Here is an 18,858-nt window from a genome sequence, read left to right on the forward strand (position 1 = left end):
ATAAAGATTTTTAATAAATCAAATTTTAAATTTTACTTTGATTAGTCTTTTACTTCAATAAATAATTTACACTATAAATTTTTTCATTTTCTTTATATACTCTAGTAACTCTTCTATTAATCATGCATAAAATTTCATAATTAATAGTATCGTTTCTTTTTGCATTTTCTTCTAAACTAAGCTCTCTTATATCATTATCTATAATTGTAACTTCATCACCTATTTTTATATCCAAATCTAAGGGAACTTTAACCATACATTGATCCATACAAACTCTACCCACTACCTCTAATATTTCTCCTTTTATAGAAACCTTCGGATTACGTTGAATTCTATTAAATCCGTCTGCATAGCCTATTGAAATTGTAACTATCTTACTTTTTTCACTTGTTTTATAAATATGACCATAACTAATACCCACATTTTCATCTAGTACTTTGACATTAGTTACAGCTGATTTTAATTTCAGGCATGGTTTTAATTCTACATCCTTATTTACTTCGTCTGATGGATAATATCCATATAATATAATACCTATTCTTACCATATTAAATAAATCTTCATTTAAATCAATTATTGCGGCACTATTTGCAACATGCTTAATTGGTATATTGATATTTAAATTAGTTAATTCTTCAATTACTTTTTTATATCTGTTTAATTGAATTAATGTAGTTGTTTTATCTTTCTCGTCTGCTTTTGCGAAATGAGTAAAAATACCTTCAATATATATGTTTTTTAAATTATTTATCTCTTTAACATATTTTGTAGCTTCCTTTGCCAAAAATCCTAATCTGCTCATTCCTGTATCAATCTTTATATGTACCTTAGCTTTTTTATTTAACTTTTTTCCTATTTCATCTATTTTTTTTACATATTCCAAGTTATATACTGTAATAGAAATATCTTTTTCTATTGCTTCTTCTATCATATTTATATCTATATACCCTAAGCATAAAATAGGTAATTTGATATCATTATTTCTAAGTTCTAATCCCTCTTCTATTCTAGCTACTGCAAAAAAATCTATATTCTTATCTTCTAAGTATTTAGAAACCTTCACTGAGCCACACCCATATGCATTTGCTTTTACCACACAACATATTTTCATTTTATCTTTCAAATTTTTCTTTATTTCTTTTAAATTATAGCCTATGTTATTTAAATTAACCTCAGCCCAAGATCCTGATTTGATTATCATCTTTACCTCCTCAAATCTTTTGATATGATTTTATTATATAATTTCATATTTTTTTTTACAATAAATATAATGCTATTTAAATTCCACCGTATTATATATTATTTAAAAATTGATTATTCTGTTTATTTTCAAGGTGAATTTTTTTTGATTTTTTGAAATTTTCTTATATTTATGTAACATTTAATGCTTTAAAATACAATAATTATACTTTTAAAAATTTTATCGAATTTTGTATAAAAAACTATTGTTATATTCAAAAGAAAATTATATAATGATACAGGATTATTTGAAGAAATGCTTTTCAAGTAAAAGCAAAATAATAAACTTACTTAAAAAATGAATATTGAAAGGAAAATGTAATAATGAGTCAAAAATTACAAAAAAACTTAGGGCTTGCTGCTGCATTATCTACAGTTGTAGGTATGGTAATTGGTGGTGGAGTATTCTTTAAACCGCAAGCGGTTTACACTTTGACAGGAGGAGCGCCAGGTCTTGGAATATTAGCTTGGTTTTTAGCTGGTATACTTACAATTACTGCTGGTTTAACTGCTGCTGAGGTTTCTGCTGCTATTCCTAGAACTGGTGGTATGATGGTTTACATTGAAGAAATTTACGGTAAAAAATTAGGAATGTTAACAGGTTGGATGCAATCAGCATTATTCTTTCCTGCTACAATTGCTGCGTTAGCGGTTATGTTTGGTAACCAAACTTGTATATTACTTGGATTAAATGAAAGCATTGCTATACCAATATCAATTGCTACGGTATTATTAATAAGTATATTAAACACATTTGGAAGTAAAACTTCTGGTACTATACAAACGGTTGCAACTATAGCTAAATTAATTCCACTTGCTATAATAATAGTATTTGGTTTCATAAAAGGTAGTGGAGCTAATCCTATAACGACTCCTCTAGTTGCTGAAAGTGTATCTCCTGCATCAGTAATCGGACAAGTATTAATAGCTATATTATTTGCTTATGATGGATGGATTAATGTTGGTGCTATAGCTGGCGAAATGAAAAAACCAGGTAAAGATTTACCAAAAGCTATCGTTGGTGGTTTATCAGTAACTATGGCTGTTTATATAGTAATAAACATAGCATATTTATGGGTATTACCAGCTGATCAAATAGCTCAATTTGCTAACCCAGCTTCTGCTGTAGCCCAAGTGTTATTTGGAAAAGTTGGTGGTAAAGTTGTTACTGCTGGTATATTAATTTCAGTATTTGGATGTATGAACGGATATTTATTAACTGGCCCAAGAGTTCTTTATACTTTAGGATCACAAAAATCATTACCAGGATATAAAGTTGTTGGTGCTTTAAATAAAAACAATGTTCCTGCTAAAGCAACATTAATAATGGGTATTTTATCTTCATTATATGCATTATCTGGACAATTTAACTTGTTAAGTGACTTATCTATGTTCGCTGTATGGTCATTTTATGTATTAACTTTCATAGGTGTTATAATTCTAAGAAAAAAACAACCAGATTTACACAGACCATATAAAGTTCCTATGTATCCATTTATACCAATGGTAGCTATAGCTGGTGGATTATTTGTTGTATTAAATCAATTATTATTCGCTGGGATGACAAATACTATAATTTCACTAGGGGGAGTTTTAGTTACTTTAGTTGGTTTACCTCTTTATAGCATAGCTCAAAAGCAAGTTGATAGAGAAAATAATAATAATGACTTAAATAAAGTTGCATAATAAAAATAAACGAGCTTTCTTCATACTTATTGAAGAAGCTCTTTTTTAATACAAGAAATAAATTTTAATTTTTCATAAATACATAAAAAATATCCTTTTACAAATATTAATATATAATTTGAAGAATTAAATTACCCACAATTAAATCTGAATAATTTTACACATTAGCATTTTTGTTTAATTTATAATTTTCATTTATAAAATATGTTTGAAAGGAAATTTAGATTATGAGTCAGAAATTACAAAAAAATTTAGGTCTTACTGCTGCTTTATCTACAGTTATTGGTATGGTTATTGGTGGTGGAGTATTTTTTAAACCCCAAGCTGTTTACACTTTAACTGGCGGAGAACCCGGCCTTGGTATAATAGCCTGGTTAGTAGCTGGAGTTATAACAATAACTGCAGGCCTTACTGCTGCAGAAGTTTCTGCTGCTATTCCAAAAACAGGTGGAATGATGGTCTATATTGAAGAAATTTATGGTAAAAAACTCGGTGTTTTAACAGGATGGATGCAATGTGCCTTGTTTTTTCCTGCTACAGTAGCTGCACTGGCAGTTATGTTCGGCAACCAAAGTGCAACACTAATAGGAAACAAAAATTTAATAGTCCCTATAACTTTAGGTGTTATTTTACTTATAAGTATTTTAAATACTCTAAGCTCCAAGACAACGGGACTTATCCAAACAATTTCTACAGTTTGTAAATTAATTCCCCTTATATTAATAATTGTCTTTGGTTTTATAAATGGTAATGGAAATAACCCTATAATTTCTCCTTTAGTAAGTCCTGGTATATCTACTGGTTCTATTATAGGTCAATTATTAATTGCCATATTATTTGCTTACGATGGATGGATTAATGTTGGTGCTATGGCTGGAGAAATGAAAAATCCTGGTAGAGACCTACCAAAAGCTATTGTTGGTGGTTTAGCTTTTGTTATGGTTGTATATATCATAATAAATGTTGCTTATTTATGGGTTTTACCAGCTAGTAAGTTAGCAAATTTTGATTCCCCTGCTTCTGCAGTAGCAGAAGTAATATTCGGACCTGTTGGTGGAAAGCTTATAACTGCAGGTATTTTAATTTCTTTGTTTGGTTGTATTAATGGTTATTTATTAACTGCTACTAGAGTTCTTTATACTTTAGGTCAACAAAAATCAATACCAGGTTACAAATATTACAGTTCATTAAATAAAAGCGGAGTACCTGGAAATTCAACTATAGCGATGGGTATTTTATCAGCTCTTTATGCTTTATCTGGTCAATTTAACTTATTAACTGACTTATCTATATTTGCAATTTGGTCTTTTTACGTATTAACATTTATAGGTGTAATTTTGCTAAGACAAAGACAACCTGAATTAAATAGGCCATACAAAGTTCCTTTATACCCAGTAATACCAATAATAGCTATTGCTGGAGGTTTATTCGTCGTCGTAAATCAACTACTATTTGCCGGCATGGAAAATACCTTAATATCTTTAGGAGGAGTAGTTATTACTTTAATCGGTCTTCCTCTTTATTCTTTGGCCCAAAAACAAGTAAATAATGATAATGATAAAAACACTTAAATAAAAAACATAAAATAGCATGATAAAAATTTATTTATCATGCTATTTTAAATTAGATTACTTCTTTTTTCTCATATAAAAATTTTGTAATAAAATATGAAATAAATAGTATTAAAATTGTTAATATTCCACTAAAAAGATTAATATTTACTTCACTAAATTTGTTAAGTATTTTTATGACTGATTGCATATCATTAACAATCAAAGACGGTATCATAACAATAATCATAAAGATAAATATCATTGCCATTCTACCCTTTTTCATTCCAAAATATAATAAAACTGGCGTTGACACTGAAACTAAGATAACGGCACTTATTATGCCAATATATAAAACCATTTTATAATCAATTCCACTTAAATCAACTAAATTTACTTGATTTGATATAAAAAATATTAAAGAACATAGTATGCTAGCTCCAACAATGGTAAATATACAGAAAATATATCTAGAAATAACATATTCATTCTTTGTAACAGGTAAGTGAGAAATCATATAATCTATTCCATAGGAATCCTCATATGCCATAGTTTGATATGCTATAACATAAGTAATCATCCCCATTAGCATAGTTGAAAAGCTAGGATTGATTAAAGATGCCCCGCCAAATGCAACCAGTATAAATAAAGCCATTTTCTTAACTGAAAGAAAATTATTAAAGCTTAAATTCACTAAATTCATTATATTTCTCATTACTTATTCCCCCTTGTATAATAAGTTAATATATCTTCCAAGTTAGGCTTGTCATAAACTGCCTCTTCACCAAATAACTCATAGGCTTTTTCTTTATTTTTTACTAATCCTTCAAATCCAAAGCTATTTTTATTAACTGATATAAATATATCTTTTGTTTCTTTTTGTAACAATTCATTATTTCCTTTTACTATAACATGATTTTGTAAAATGCTGTCTTTATCATCTGCTAAGAAAATTTTCCCCTTATAAATGAATACTAAATAATCTCCTATTTTATCCAAGTCGCTAGTTATGTGAGTTGAGAAAAATACTGTAGCATTATCTTCTTCAATTCTTTCTTGCAACATTTCTAGTACTTCATTTCTAACTAAAGGATCCAGATTAGCTGTAGGCTCATCCATTATAATTATTTTTGGACGATGAGATAAAGTCATTACTATTTCAAATTTTTTTTGTTGACCTTTAGATAACTCTTTATAAATTTTGTTTTCATCTAATTCAAATTCTTTCATATATCTATTATAAAGTTTTTCATCCCAGTTTTTATAAAACAAGCAAAGAGATTTTTTTATCCTACTTAATTTTGATTCTTGTAAATATCCATTAAATTCTCCCACATATCCTATATGCTCTTTTAGAGATAAATCATCACCTTCATATTCTTGATTGAACAATTTAACACTTCCACTGTCTTTTTTCAACATACTAAGTATTAGTTTAATTGTAGTTGTTTTGCCAGATCCATTTGGCCCGATAAACCCTGTAACAAAACCTTTTGGTATTTTTAAATCTTCTATTCTCAAAGAAAAATTATTAAAATCTTTTCTTAAATTATTAATTTCAATTGCATTCATTTTTAAACCTCCTCATAAATACTTTTTATAATTTCCATAAAATCTTCTACTTTTATTCCCATCTTTTTAGCACCTAGAATTATTTCTTCTAACTTACTTTCCATCTCAAATATTGCGGCTTCTTTTAATCTTTCTGTACTTTGACTACATACATAACTCCCTTTACCTGCAACAGTTTGTATGTATCCTTCCTTTTCTAATTCTTCATAAGCTCTTTTTGTAGTAATTATACTTACTTTTAATTCTTTAGCCAAAGATCTTATAGATGGTAGTAATTCCTCACTACATAAATCGCCACTTAAAATCTGCGACTTAATTTGGTTTTGAATTTGTTCATAAAGTGGCACTGCTGAAGAGTTACTTATAATTATATTCAACTGTTATTACCTCCTTTCATACATACGATGTGTATATAAGTGTTCATGTGCGTTTATAACTGTATATATATATTATATACATATGATAACTGTTTTGTTACTCCTTGTCAACTAAAAAATCTCCTTTGAAATTAATCAAAGGAGATTTCTAATTATAATAAGTTTTCTTTATATTCATTTTCTTTAAAACCAATTAAAACTTTTTTATTGTTTACTAATAAAGGTCTTTTTATAAGTTTTCCGTCACTTACAAGTATATCAAGCATTTCATCTTCACTTGCAGTCTTTAACACTTCTTTAAGTCCTAATTCTCTATATTTTACCCCACTTGTATTAAAGAATTTTTTTAACTCATGTCCACTTTCTTCATAAATTTTTTTCATTTCTTCTTTTGTGGGTGGCGTATCTACCAAATCTATTTCTTCAAAGTTTATATTATTTTCTTTAAGCCAATTCTTGGCTTTTCTTGCTGTAGAGCATTTTTTGTATCCATAAAGTTTCATATTGTTATTCCTTTCTGTCATAAAAGTTCCACGGCACTAATTCCACCTCTCCATAAGATCTTTCCTTTAATCTATTGGAGTACTCACCTTTGTAGTTTATTAAATACAGCATAACCAATTCCACATATCTGATGGCAATTTGAATTATATTCCACATATCTTCTACATGAAGAGTTGCTCTATTCCTTTTTCTACTTGGGTGAACTATTTTATTTCTGAAGTAAGTAATTAAATCTACTCCATCTAAAAATTTACTTTGAATATATTCATCAAACAAGTTAAGATCTTCCTTTCCTGTAGGAATTTTACAGCTATTGAGTAACATTCTAATATTTGTGGATGATAAGTTATCATCAAATTCCTCATCACTTAAAATCTTTTGTTGCTCAACTAAAACCACATAAGATAAAGTTTCTAGTGCAATTTGCATGGAAATAATATTATTTTCAATTGTAGTATTACCCAATGTTTCTATATACCAATCAATAACTTGTTTAATAGCATGTCCATAATACAGATCATTTAGTCTTTTACACATTAACGTCATATATTTTTCTATATTATGGTTATTAGCTATGGTATCCTTCCAATTAGGTACAAATCTAAAAGGACTTACTATACATTCTCTACATAGTCTAAATATATTATTATTTAGCTCATATCCCTTAACTATGCATATATCAACATATCTTCCACACATAAAGCTAAGTGCCATAGATATGTTATCCAACACATCGTTTATATTATTTGTCTTAAATAGGCTGTTGTCTTTCTTTTTCATTCTTCCGATGTGGGTAATTATAGTTCCAGATTTATCTTTTAGTTCACTATTTAGTTCCTTTGTAAAATCATATCTTTTATCAATAGTTACTTCTAAATCCCCTATATTAAACTCCATCCTCCCAGCAAATAACTTGTCTTCATGCATTATAAGTTTTCCTGAATATCTATCAAGATTTACTATATAAAAGTCTATACTATCTACAAAATAATTTTTCGACTTAATATATCCGTCGTTAATATAACCTTCTAAGAATATATCACTAGATAGTGTTACAGTTACATTTATTGGTTTATAACCATAAACTTCTAATATAGCGTTATCATAATCTAGGGTTATATCTACATCATAATCCTTCCTTGATAAAACTTTTCCTTTAAAATTTATAGACATAGGAGTGGTCATTTTATAAAATACTTTTCCGTAGCATTTATATTTTTTATTATATAAGTAAACACAAAATCTTCCTTCATGGATACTAATATCTTCGCTTACATCATAGTCCAAATAATCTAAAGATATAGCATCTTTAAGTGATTTCATAACTACTCCACCTTTTCTAATATATTGAATTTCATTATATCATAATAAATATATTCATTGTTGATAAAATTCTATTTTATATACAAGAACAGATTAGAAATAACTCTAATCTGTTCTAGATACTTAGCATTTAACTAAACATTCCTTTTTATTTTCTTTTTGCTCTTCAGATTTATAATCATTAATATCTATTTTAGTCATTTCATTTTTATTCATTGTATTAAATGCCTTTGATAACATTAATTTTATTCTGTTTATTTGATTTACTTCACTTGCTGATGGATCATAATCTATTGGAATTATATTTGCATCTTTGTATCTTCTTTTTAGTTCCTTAATAGATCCTTTACCAATTATATGGTTTGGTAAACATCCAAAAGGCTGCATGCAGATAACATTTTTCACATCATCTTCTATAAGTTCTATCATTTCACCTGTTAATAGCCATCCTTCTCCTGTTTGATTGCCAAGAGATACTACTTCTGATGCTTTTTTTGCCAGTTCTCTAATATCTTTTGGAGTAGAAAATCTCTTACTTTCTTTTAATGATTTCAAATAAGTTTTTTGATAAAAGTTAGCAATTTTAATAAATACTTTCGCTCCTATTGTTGATTTCTTACTTCCTTCTAAATATTTACTTTTAAAAAGAGTGTTTACAGACCAAGCAGTAAAAAAATTAATAAGTTCTGGCATTACCGCTTCTGCACCTTCTTTTTCCAATACATCTACAACATTATTATTTGCTGTTGGATGAAATTTAACCAAAATTTCACCTACTAAACCTACACGTGGTTTAGTTACATTTAATACGTCTAAGTTGTCAAAGTCTTTTACTATATTTCTTATATTGTTTTTAAACTCTGAGAATCTACCATTTTTTACAGATTCTTTGCATTTAATTACCCATTTATCATAAAGCTTATTGGTGCTTCCTTTTACAGCTTCATAAGGCCTTACCCTGTATACTACCTTCATTAATAAGTCTCCATAAATGGCACTCATAATCGTTTTATGAATTAGTTTTAATGATATATTATCCATTACACCATTATCTTCTATGTTATTTACACTCAGGGATATAACTGGTATATCCTTAAAACCTGCCTCATATAGTCCCTTTCTTAAGAAACCTATATAATTAGTTGCCCTACATCCTCCACCTGTTTGAGTAATAGCTACAGATGTATTACTTAAATCATATTCCCCTGACTTTAAAGCTTTTATTAATTGACCTATTACAATTATCGCTGGATAACAAGCATCATTATGTACATATTTTAATCCTTCTTCTATTACTTCTCTATTAGTATCTTGAAGTATTACTAAATTCCACCCACAAGAGTTAAAAGCCTCTTGTAAAAATTGAAAGTGTACAGGCGACATTTGAGGTGCAAGTAAAGTATGTTTCATATTAAGCTTCGTATTTTTAACATAAGGTATCTTCTTAGCTTCTATATTTTTTGCTCTTATATTATTTTCTTCTCTTTCTTTCATTGCAGCTTTTAAAGATCTAAGTCTTATTTTTGCTGCTCCCAAGTTATTACCTTCATCTATTTTTATAACCGTATAAATTTTAGATTTTTCACTTAAAATCTCTTCCACCTGTTCTGTAGTTACCGCATCTAAGCCACATCCAAAAGAGTTTAGCTGAACTAGCTCTAAATTATCAAAGTTTCTTACAAAAGATGCAGACTTATATAGCCTTGAATGATATACCCACTGATCTACAACGCGAAGAGGTCTATCCAAATTAGCAAGATGACAAATACTATCTTCTGTAAATACTGCCATATCTAAAGAGTTAATTAATTCAGGTATTCCATGATTAATTTCTGGATCTAAATGATAAGGTCTACCTGCTAAAACAATCCCTTTTAAGTTATTTTCATCTATATATTTTAGTGCATCTTCTCCTGCTTTTCTTACCTCATTTTTAAAATTACTTTCTTCTTTTGTTGCTTTATCAACTGCACTAAATACCTCTGATTTTGTAATATCACTGAAGTTATCTTTAATCACCTCATATAATCTATACTTTAGTCTTTCTTTATTATTTAAACTTAAGAAAGGATTAATATATTTAATATTTTTTCTTCTCAAATCTTCCAAATTATTTTTTATAACTTCAGAGTAAGATATTACCACTGGACAGTTATAGTTATTATCGGCACTTTTATCTTCTTTGTATTCATGAGTAACTGCCGGATAAAAAATAGTTTTTACTCCTCTATCAATCAAACTTTGAATATGTCCATGAACTATTTTCCCTGGGTAACATACTGTTTCAGATGCTATTGAATCTATACCCTTTTCGTATAATTGTTTTGACGATCTTTCTGATAACAACACTCTAAATCCTAAGCATGTGAAAAATGTATACCAAAATGGGTAATCTTCATACATATTTAAAACTCTAGGTATTCCAATTTCACCTCTTTTTGCCTCTTCTTTGCTTAATGATTTATAATATTTAAATAATCTATCATACTTAAATTTAAATAAATTAATAGGGTTTTCTTTATGTTGTTTTACACTTTTATCTCCATTTAAAAATGCTCCATTTTCACATCTATTTCCAGATATAAAAACTTCATCTTGAGAGAATTTATTTATAGTAAGTAGACATTTGTTTGAACAACCATTACACCTTTTGACTGTCGTATCTATTTTAATATTATTAAGCTCATCGTAATCTAACAGCTGACTTTCATTGCCTTCTTTATACTGTGATTTTGCAATTAAAGCACAACCAAAAGCTCCCATTAATCCAGCAATATTTGGTCTAACAACTTCTCTACCTGTTAATTTCTCAAAAGCCCTAAGAACTAAATCATTATAAAAAGTTCCACCTTGTACAACTATATTATTTCCTAATCTACTGAAATCTCTTATTTTGATAACTTTAAATAAAGCATTTTTTATTACCGAATATGAAAGTCCAGCAGAAATATCTGCTACTGTAGCTCCTTCTTTTTGTGCTTGTTTAACCTTAGAATTCATAAATACTGTACATCTAGACCCTAAGTCAACAGGATTTTTTGAATTTATACCTACTCTAGCAAAATCTTCTATATTCATAGATAAGGATTTTGCAAAAGTTTCTAAAAATGATCCACACCCTGAAGAACAAGCTTCATTTAATATTATACTGTCAATTACTCCATTTTTTATTTCTAGACATTTCATATCTTGACCACCAATATCTAAAATAAAATCTACATCTTCATTAAAGTATTTTGCAGCTTTATAATGGGCAATGGTTTCTATTTCTCCATAATCAACTTTCAGTGCCTTTTTAAGTAATGCTTCACCATATCCTGTTACGCAAGAGGAAAGAATTTTCATATCCTTAGGTAAACTCTTATATATGTCTTTTAATACTCTTATTGAAGTTTCTAAAGGGCTTCCTTCATTACTACTGTAATACGAATATACTAAATTTCCATCTTCATCTATTAATGTAGCCTTTGTAGTAGTTGAACCTGCATCAATACCTAAATATACATTGCCTTTTACTTTGTTAATATCTACCTTTTCAACTGAATTTTTCTCATGTTTATGTGTGAATTCTTCATACTCATTAAAATCTTTAAACAAAGGTTCCAAACCCTTATTCCCGCTAATATCAATATTATTAATTTCGTCTAATCTATTTAATAAATCATGCAATATTAAAAAATCTTCATTCTTTGATAGCAGACTGGCACCCATAGCTATATATAGTTGAGCATCTTGTGGAAAAATCACATCTTCATCTTTGAGTTTTAACACATTTTGAAAGGCTTTTCTAAGTTGAGATAAAAAGTATAATGGTCCTCCTAAAAAAGCAACTTTTCCCTCTATTTTTCTTCCACAAGATAAAACACTGACTGTTTGAACTACAACAGCGTTAAAAATACTCATTGCTATATCTGATTTTTTTGCACCATCATTTATAAGTGGCTGTATATCTGTTTTAGCAAATACACCACATCTTGAAGCAACAGGATAAATAACATTATAATCCTTTGCCATTTCATTTAAACCTTTTGCATCTGTTTTTAAAAGGGTAGCCATTTGGTCTATGAAAGCTCCAGTCCCTCCAGCGCATATTCCATTCATTCTTTGATCAATACCACCACTTAAATAAGTAATTTTTGCATCTTCTCCACCTAGTTCTATTACTACATCTGTTTCTGGGTGAAATGTTTCTATTGCTTTTGTAGATGAAATAACCTCTTGAATAAATTTCAAATTTAAATAATTTGATATGTCTATTCCTCCAGATCCTGTTACTACCACGGATACACAAATATCTCCTAATTTATCATAAACATTTCGTAGTATTTCTTTAACTGCTTTTTTTACATCTGAGAAATGTCTTCTATATTCCTTATAAATAGGTATATCATCATATAAAATCACAGTTTTTACTGTTGTTGATCCTACATCTATTCCCATATTGTATGTCTTTATCATAACTATCCCCCCATGACATATAAATCCTGCTCACATTTCATGTATACTAAAATTTTTATTACGATTCTATAATATAAATTATAAGGCAACACTGTACATACTTAATAATGTTAATTAAATTTTAATATAATATCAATATAATATTTAGAATTCATATTATGAAATTGAAAATATTTAATTTTAACCCTTATATATATTCTAACTCTTAAATGCTTTATTGTAATATATATTTAAAATTCTACTTGAAAGATTTTTTACCTTTATTACCTTGTATTTTGTGTCTTTGAATTTATTTAAAAATACCTTACTAATTAATTATGAATCAGAAGCATATAAATATGAAGGAAATTGAAAAGAACTAAAAAAGAACAATGATAATTAACTTTATCATTGTTCTTTTTATTAGTTTATATTATTTATTACTTCATTATTTTTTTCATCTATATTATTAAAAGTTTTCTTATAGAATAATCCAAATATTATTACAGTACTTATTATAGCTATAATATCTGCTATTGGTTCTGCTAACAAAACAGCAGTTAAACCGTCTTCAATAAACATAGGTAAAATGAATATTAGTGGAACTAGCAATACAATTTTTCTAAGCATTGCAATAATCAGAGATGTCTTTGCTTGGCCTAAAGCTAAAAAAGTTTGTTGACAAGCTATTTGAGCTCCAAATAAACACATACCTACAAAATATATTTTCATTGCCCACGATGTTATTTCAACAAGTTCTGGTTTATTATTAAATATACTTACGAAAAACTCTGGGAATATCATTATTAAGGATACCATAACTGCAGAATATGATACACATATTATAAATAATAATTTAAATGTCTTTTTAACTCTATCCATTTCTTTTGCCCCAAAGTTATAACTAATTATTGGCTGAGCTCCTTGAGTAAGACCCATCAAAGGCATCATTATCACTTGCATTATACTGCTCATTATTGTCATAGCACCTACTGCTAAGTCTCCCCCATATTTTAATAATTGATTATTTAAACTTACTAGTACTAAAGACTCCGTAGCTTGCATTATAAATGGCGCTACACCTAAAGCTACTATAGAAAGTGCTAATTTTTTATTAAGTTTTAGATATTTCTTTCTAATTTTAAGAATACTCTTTTTACCAAATAGAAACTTTAATACAAATATAGCAGATATACCTTGTGAAATTATAGTTGCTAATGCAGCACCTTTAACGCCCATACCAAATCCAAATATTAAAATTGGATCTAAAACTATATTTATAATAGCACCTATAATAACAGTAAACATACCTATTTTTGTAAATCCTTGAGTATTTATAAATAAATTCATCCCCAAAGATATTTGCACAAATATAGTACCTATTAAATATATAGATAAATAATCTAAACCATATCCTATTGTTGCGTTACTCGCTCCAAATGCCCAAAGTATAGGTTCTTTGAATACAAGGAATAGTATAGTTAAAATAATACCTCCAGATATAAGCATTGAAAAACAGTTACTCATTATTTCTTCTGCTTTATCATTATCTTGTTTTCCCATTTCAATAGCACTAAGTGGTGCACCTCCAGCAGCAAATAACATTGCAAAGGCTGATACCAATAGTATTATTGGCATGGCAACACCAACACCGGCCATAGCTATATCTCCGTTAGCCATTCTACCTATAAATATTCTATCTATAACGTTATATAATAGATTTACTAATTGACCTATTATAGTTGGGACGGCCAATGTATAAAGTAATTTACTAATACTTCCCTTACCTAAATCAATACTTTTATTACTCATAATATTACTCCTTTTTTTATTACATATTCTTTATCATATTGCTATAATATAGTATAGGGTAACCCAACAGTCAATAGGAGATTAAAAAAATGAAAATGAATTTAAAAAAATTAACAACAGGAGAGTTTGCAAGGATTTGTAACGTTACAAAGCACACACTGTATCATTACAATGATATTGGAATACTAAAGCCTGATTCTTGTGATGAAAATGGATATAGAATGTATACCTACGATCAGTTAAATCTTTTTTACTTTATTAGTGTAATGAAAGAAATGAATATGTCCTTAAATGAAATTAATTTATTTTTAAATAATAGAACACCACAAAAGGTAAAAAGTTTATTTGAAAATAGAATAGAAGAGTTAGATGAAGAAATAAATAGAATTAAAGAATTACAGAACATGCTAAAATCAAGAATAGAAAAAATAGATTATGCTTTTTCCATAAATAATAAAGAAATAAAAGTAGAATATGAAGAAGAGGAAAAATTATTTTTAAGTAAATCTTTAAAGAGTGATACTGATAAAAACTTATTTTATATGGTTAAAAATAATTTCAATCAGTTTATAAATAATTATAGCTTTAAAGATTCTTTATCAACTTTAATAAGTATAGAAAAAACAAATGATAATTTTACCTTTATTCCCGAAAATTTTTTATTTAATTGTGAAATTGAAATACCTAAATCCAGATTATTTATAAAAAAATCTGGTAAATATTTAATTTCATATCACCAAGGCTCCTTTAATAATATAGAATCTACCTACGATAAAATGATTTCATATATAAGTGATAACAATTTAAAAATCGGAAATTATTCTTATGTAAAAACTTTATTAGATGCACTTACTACACCAAGTGAAAATATGCAATTATTAAAAGTATCAATAGAGTTATCTGACTAAAATCAGCATTTATAATTTTAATATACTATAATTAATATATTGTAGTGAAATGTCAGGTTTGTTAAATAGTTAATCTATTATAAGAATATTCTTCCTTATTAAAAGCTTATACTTGCGGTAATTTAAGCGTAATACTAGGTGTAAATGAAATATAAAGTGTAACTATATCAAATTAAATTATCAAGTTTGAAAAATAAAATACTTACAAATAAAAAAAGCCTTAGATTTTCCACAATCTAAGGCTTTTTCTTAATTATACAAACTTATAAAATCCCTTGATCTTTGTAACTTTGTAAACTTTTTATAATATAACTTAAAGTACAGAACTCTCTATCAACTTTTTCACTTAAGATTCCTAAACCTTCTATAAGTCTTTTTTCTCTAAATTTTTCTAAAAGTATCATTATACTTATTGTATTGATACCTCCGTCCTTTGTATCAAGAGTTCTTGATTTTTTCACACACTTATTTTCCATGGCTTTTTCTATAGCTTTTTTTAAATCATCACTTATTTCTAACTCTGGCATATCGTTATATATTCTTACTTCATCTTCTATGTAATTAAGATTTATTGCTTTGCTTAAATCAGAATCTACAAATATAACATTTTTGAAACTTGCTCCAGAAAAATCAACATTTTCTAATTTTGCACCTTCAAATATAGTGTCTTCAAACTTAGCTTTTATAAATTTACTTCCTTTTAAATTACTTCCTACAAACTCTGAAGACTTAAATGTGCACCCATAGAAGTTGCAAGATTTAAAATGAGCCCCTCTTAAACTTGTGAAGTTGAAGTTTGATTTTGAAAAATCACAATTGTAGCAATTACTTCTTTTTAAATCTTGATACATGAAATTTTTATTCATTTTAGATGTTTTATTGTACTTAAGAGATGTATCTAATTTTTTATTGTTATTCATATTTCCTCCATAAAAAAACTCTTATACCAAAAGATATAAGAGTTTTATATTTGTATATTGGTTGCGGAGATAGGACTTGAACCTATGACCTTTGGGTTATGAGCCCAACGAGCTGCCAACTGCTCCACTCCGCGTCATTATTTTCTGTTCTATTATAGGATAACATAATAAGCATAATATAACAACCCTATTTATTATATACGAAACTTTTTATTTAATAATAAATACTTACTTTTATAAGTATAACCATAAAGTAGATATTTTATAATTATTATTTTTTATATATTATTTAATATTAAATTTTTCATTTTTTTCAAAAAAAGCTTGCAACATTTGTCGAACTTTGTTATTATAAATAAGCAGTTATTTCCCCAATAACTGATTACTCCCCAAATAAAATATATTCCCTAATAAACCCCTTTTTATAATATATTTTAGAATCCTTACTTGATCGGATAAAGTAAGGATTTTTTTATTTTCAATATTTTTATATAAAAAGACATCTGTATACAGATGTCTTTTTCAATTTATTTAATTATTAAATATTACTTTCTAAAGCTTTCATTTTAGTAGCAATAAAATCAACTAAATCCACTGTTCTTGAAGAGTATCCCCACTCATTATCATACCATGAAACAACTTTAAACATTCTACTTCCCATTGCCATAGTTGATAATCCATCTATAATTGATGAACGTGCATCTCCTCTATAATCTATTGAAACTAATGGTTCTTCACTATATCCTAAAATTCCATTCATTTCATTTTCTGATGCTTTTTTAAATGCTGCATTTATTTCTTCAACAGTAGCATCTTTCTTTAATATACAAACTAAGTCTACAAGTGAAACAGTTGGTGTTGGAACTCTTACAGCAAATCCATTTAACTTTCCATTTAACTGTGGTAAAACTTTGGCAACTGCTTTTGCAGCTCCTGTTGTCGTAGGTATCATTGATTCTCCAGCAGCTCTTGCTCTTCTTAAATCCTTATGTGTTTTGTCTAAAATTCTTTGGTCATTTGTGTATGCGTGTATAGTAGTCATTAGTCCTTCTTCTATACCAAATTCTTGGTCTAATACTTTTGCAAATGGTGCTAAACAGTTAGTTGTGCAAGAAGCATTTGATATTATGTTATGAATGTTTTCATCATATTCATTTTCATTTACGCCCATAACAATCGTCTTATCTTCATTTTTACCAGGTGCACTTATTATAACTTTTTTTGCTCCAGCTTCAATATGCTTCATACAATCTTCTCTTTTTACAAATTTACCTGTAGATTCTATTACTAAGTCTACTCCCAACTCTTTCCATGGAATTTGACTTGGATCGCCATATCTAAGTATTTTTATATCGTTATTATTTATAGCAATTGTTTCTTCATCTTTAACTTCTACATCACCTTTAAATATTCCATAACAAGAATCATATTTAAATAAATGTGCTAAAGTGTCTGCTTCTGCTCTTGCATTTATAGCCACTATTTCGTAGCTATCTTTTGGCATTTCCTCTACTATTCTAAGCACATTTCTACCTATTCTTCCAAAACCGTTAATTCCTACTTTTATTTTCAAGTCTATTCCTCCCACATATCATTTATAATTATTTAGGGTACACTATATATTTATTTTCATGTCTTTTTCTTTAGCTCTCTAAAGAATTTTAAAATCACCATTAATATAATGTATATTAAATGTGTCATTTTTTGATAAATAGTTTATTTAGTGTGTTATATTTATTATATATAGTGTACACTACATTTTTATAGTACACCATTTTGTACACAATTTCAATATTTTTTTAATTATTTGTATACAATAAATATTACAAAAAGTCATCACTTATAAATATTCATAGTTTTTCACATTAATTCATATACTTTTTTAAGATCGTAATAGGAGTGATAAAAATGAAAATAACTCAAAATCAATATATAAATAAATCTAAACCATCTAAGAATACTAATAACTCGGAAATACCATCAACAATTAATTACTCTTGTGATATTTCCAATGGATATATTCAAACCAAAAACTTATCATTATTTAATGGAGTTAGTGAAGAAATGGATTGTGGTGGAAATAGTACTTTTGATTGTGCTTATTTATTATTATCTAACCCTAAAAAATCAAATGTAAATATTTATGTTAAAAGTTCTGTAATTTCCAATTTATCATCAAGTCCAGTTATATCTAAAATATATTACTGCGTAGAAGATGTCATTGGAAATTTAGAAAGTTCTAGTAATACAACTATAACAAATTCAAATTCTTGTGGTAGTATGCCTACTGGCAAAATATTCTTTGGTAATGACATTGAAAAAATTTATGGCATTTATGGTCAAAACTTAATTATCCCTCCTTATAACATGCATATTTCCAATGAAAATGGTGGCGTAGTTATTTCTCCTGGTTTTAGTTACCTATTTGAAATTAGTCCTGTTAAAGAAGAAATAACTTCAAACTTTGTCATGTCATTTTCATGGTGGGAAGAACCCTTGTCCTCCTTCTTTGATTAAGCAATTTTACAAT

General features: G+C 27.6%; 14 protein-coding genes and 1 tRNA gene. 4 read left to right on the forward strand and 11 right to left on the reverse strand.

Annotated elements, in window-relative coordinates:
* Positions 1-49: 49 nt before the first annotated feature.
* On the reverse strand, positions 50-1,201 hold the full coding sequence (gene alr, locus JW646_RS00740; RefSeq protein WP_228416224.1) for an alanine racemase: 1,152 nt from the start codon (positions 1,199-1,201) through the stop codon (positions 50-52).
* A gap of 362 nt (positions 1,202-1,563) precedes the next feature.
* Between alr and JW646_RS00745 the strand changes: the two genes are divergently transcribed.
* Both JW646_RS00745 and JW646_RS00750 read left to right on the forward strand, forming a co-directional pair.
* The gene (locus JW646_RS00745) at positions 1,564-2,925 is read left to right on the forward strand and encodes an APC family permease (RefSeq protein ID WP_228416225.1); all 1,362 of its coding nucleotides are present in this window, start codon (positions 1,564-1,566) and stop codon (positions 2,923-2,925) included.
* Between the two features lie 227 nt (positions 2,926-3,152).
* Positions 3,153-4,496 carry an APC family permease gene (locus tag JW646_RS00750; protein ID WP_228416226.1) on the forward strand — a complete coding sequence of 448 codons (1,344 nt, stop codon included), beginning with the start codon at positions 3,153-3,155 and terminating at the stop codon, positions 4,494-4,496.
* 52 nt (positions 4,497-4,548) lie between these two features.
* Here JW646_RS00750 and JW646_RS00755 read toward each other — a convergent pair whose 3' ends face one another.
* The 7 genes from JW646_RS00755 to JW646_RS00785 all read right to left on the reverse strand — a co-directional run bounded on the left by JW646_RS00755 (position 4,549) and on the right by JW646_RS00785 (position 14,500).
* Positions 4,549-5,190 (reverse strand): ABC-2 transporter permease, encoded by a 642-nt coding sequence (locus tag JW646_RS00755; RefSeq protein ID WP_074917535.1) that lies wholly within the window; start codon positions 5,188-5,190, stop codon positions 4,549-4,551.
* Positions 5,190-6,047, reverse strand: coding sequence for an ABC transporter ATP-binding protein (locus JW646_RS00760; RefSeq protein ID WP_228416227.1), 858 nt, complete (start codon positions 6,045-6,047; stop codon positions 5,190-5,192). The genes JW646_RS00755 and JW646_RS00760 overlap by 1 nt, the downstream gene beginning before the upstream one ends.
* A gap of 2 nt (positions 6,048-6,049) precedes the next feature.
* The gene (locus JW646_RS00765; RefSeq protein WP_074917541.1) at positions 6,050-6,424 is read right to left on the reverse strand and encodes a GntR family transcriptional regulator; all 375 of its coding nucleotides are present in this window, start codon (positions 6,422-6,424) and stop codon (positions 6,050-6,052) included.
* 152 nt (positions 6,425-6,576) lie between these two features.
* On the reverse strand, positions 6,577-6,948 hold the full coding sequence (locus JW646_RS00770) for an arsenate reductase family protein (RefSeq protein WP_228416228.1): 372 nt from the start codon (positions 6,946-6,948) through the stop codon (positions 6,577-6,579).
* Positions 6,932-8,251 (reverse strand): hypothetical protein, encoded by a 1,320-nt coding sequence (locus JW646_RS00775; RefSeq protein ID WP_074917543.1) that lies wholly within the window; start codon positions 8,249-8,251, stop codon positions 6,932-6,934. The genes JW646_RS00770 and JW646_RS00775 overlap by 17 nt, the downstream gene beginning before the upstream one ends.
* Before the next feature lie 123 nt (positions 8,252-8,374).
* On the reverse strand, positions 8,375-12,709 hold the full coding sequence (locus tag JW646_RS00780; RefSeq protein ID WP_074917546.1) for a 2-hydroxyacyl-CoA dehydratase: 4,335 nt from the start codon (positions 12,707-12,709) through the stop codon (positions 8,375-8,377).
* 402 nt (positions 12,710-13,111) lie between these two features.
* Positions 13,112-14,500, reverse strand: a complete 1,389-nt coding sequence (locus JW646_RS00785; RefSeq protein WP_074917549.1) for an MATE family efflux transporter — start codon at positions 14,498-14,500, stop codon at positions 13,112-13,114.
* A gap of 89 nt (positions 14,501-14,589) precedes the next feature.
* Between JW646_RS00785 and JW646_RS00790 the strand changes: the two genes are divergently transcribed.
* Positions 14,590-15,408: a MerR family transcriptional regulator gene (locus JW646_RS00790; RefSeq protein ID WP_228416229.1), complete on the forward strand. Its 819-nt coding sequence runs from the start codon at positions 14,590-14,592 to the stop codon at positions 15,406-15,408.
* 263 nt (positions 15,409-15,671) lie between these two features.
* On the opposite strand, the gene JW646_RS00795 is transcribed toward JW646_RS00790, so the two are convergent.
* The 3 genes from JW646_RS00795 to gap all read right to left on the reverse strand — a co-directional run bounded on the left by JW646_RS00795 (position 15,672) and on the right by gap (position 17,901).
* Positions 15,672-16,328 (reverse strand): pentapeptide repeat-containing protein, encoded by a 657-nt coding sequence (locus tag JW646_RS00795; protein WP_148557606.1) that lies wholly within the window; start codon positions 16,326-16,328, stop codon positions 15,672-15,674.
* A gap of 58 nt (positions 16,329-16,386) precedes the next feature.
* Positions 16,387-16,462: transfer RNA gene (locus JW646_RS00800), tRNA-Met, on the reverse strand.
* A gap of 404 nt (positions 16,463-16,866) precedes the next feature.
* Positions 16,867-17,901, reverse strand: a complete 1,035-nt coding sequence (gap, locus tag JW646_RS00805; RefSeq protein ID WP_228416230.1) for a type I glyceraldehyde-3-phosphate dehydrogenase — start codon at positions 17,899-17,901, stop codon at positions 16,867-16,869.
* A 335-nt stretch (positions 17,902-18,236) separates the two neighbouring features.
* On the opposite strand from gap, the gene JW646_RS00810 reads away from it, so the two are divergent.
* The gene (locus JW646_RS00810; RefSeq protein ID WP_074917558.1) at positions 18,237-18,845 is read left to right on the forward strand and encodes a DUF6143 family protein; all 609 of its coding nucleotides are present in this window, start codon (positions 18,237-18,239) and stop codon (positions 18,843-18,845) included.
* The last annotated feature ends 13 nt before the right edge of the window (positions 18,846-18,858 follow it).

Origin of the sequence: Terrisporobacter hibernicus, assembly GCF_020809405.1 — a bacterium.
GTDB classification, from domain to species: domain Bacteria; phylum Bacillota; class Clostridia; order Peptostreptococcales; family Peptostreptococcaceae; genus Terrisporobacter; species Terrisporobacter petrolearius.

Bases quoted from the DNA above. Each gene is read 5' to 3' on its own strand.
- alr (WP_228416224.1), bottom strand. From the start codon at position 1,201: ATGATAATCAAATCAGGATCTTGGGCTGAGGTTAATTTAAATAACATA.
- JW646_RS00775 (WP_074917543.1), bottom strand. From the start codon at position 8,251: ATGAAATCACTTAAAGATGCTATATCTTTAGATTATTTGGACTATGAT.
- JW646_RS00780 (WP_074917546.1), bottom strand. From the start codon at position 12,709: ATGATAAAGACATACAATATGGGAATAGATGTAGGATCAACAACAGTA.
- JW646_RS00785 (WP_074917549.1), bottom strand. From the start codon at position 14,500: ATGAGTAATAAAAGTATTGATTTAGGTAAGGGAAGTATTAGTAAATTA.
- JW646_RS00760 (WP_228416227.1), bottom strand. From the start codon at position 6,047: ATGAATGCAATTGAAATTAATAATTTAAGAAAAGATTTTAATAATTTT.
- JW646_RS00745 (WP_228416225.1), top strand. From the start codon at position 1,564: ATGAGTCAAAAATTACAAAAAAACTTAGGGCTTGCTGCTGCATTATCT.
- JW646_RS00810 (WP_074917558.1), top strand. From the start codon at position 18,237: ATGAAAATAACTCAAAATCAATATATAAATAAATCTAAACCATCTAAG.
- JW646_RS00790 (WP_228416229.1), top strand. From the start codon at position 14,590: ATGAAAATGAATTTAAAAAAATTAACAACAGGAGAGTTTGCAAGGATT.
- JW646_RS00770 (WP_228416228.1), bottom strand. From the start codon at position 6,948: ATGACAGAAAGGAATAACAATATGAAACTTTATGGATACAAAAAATGC.
- JW646_RS00795 (WP_148557606.1), bottom strand. From the start codon at position 16,328: ATGAATAACAATAAAAAATTAGATACATCTCTTAAGTACAATAAAACA.
- JW646_RS00755 (WP_074917535.1), bottom strand. From the start codon at position 5,190: ATGAGAAATATAATGAATTTAGTGAATTTAAGCTTTAATAATTTTCTT.
- JW646_RS00750 (WP_228416226.1), top strand. From the start codon at position 3,153: ATGAGTCAGAAATTACAAAAAAATTTAGGTCTTACTGCTGCTTTATCT.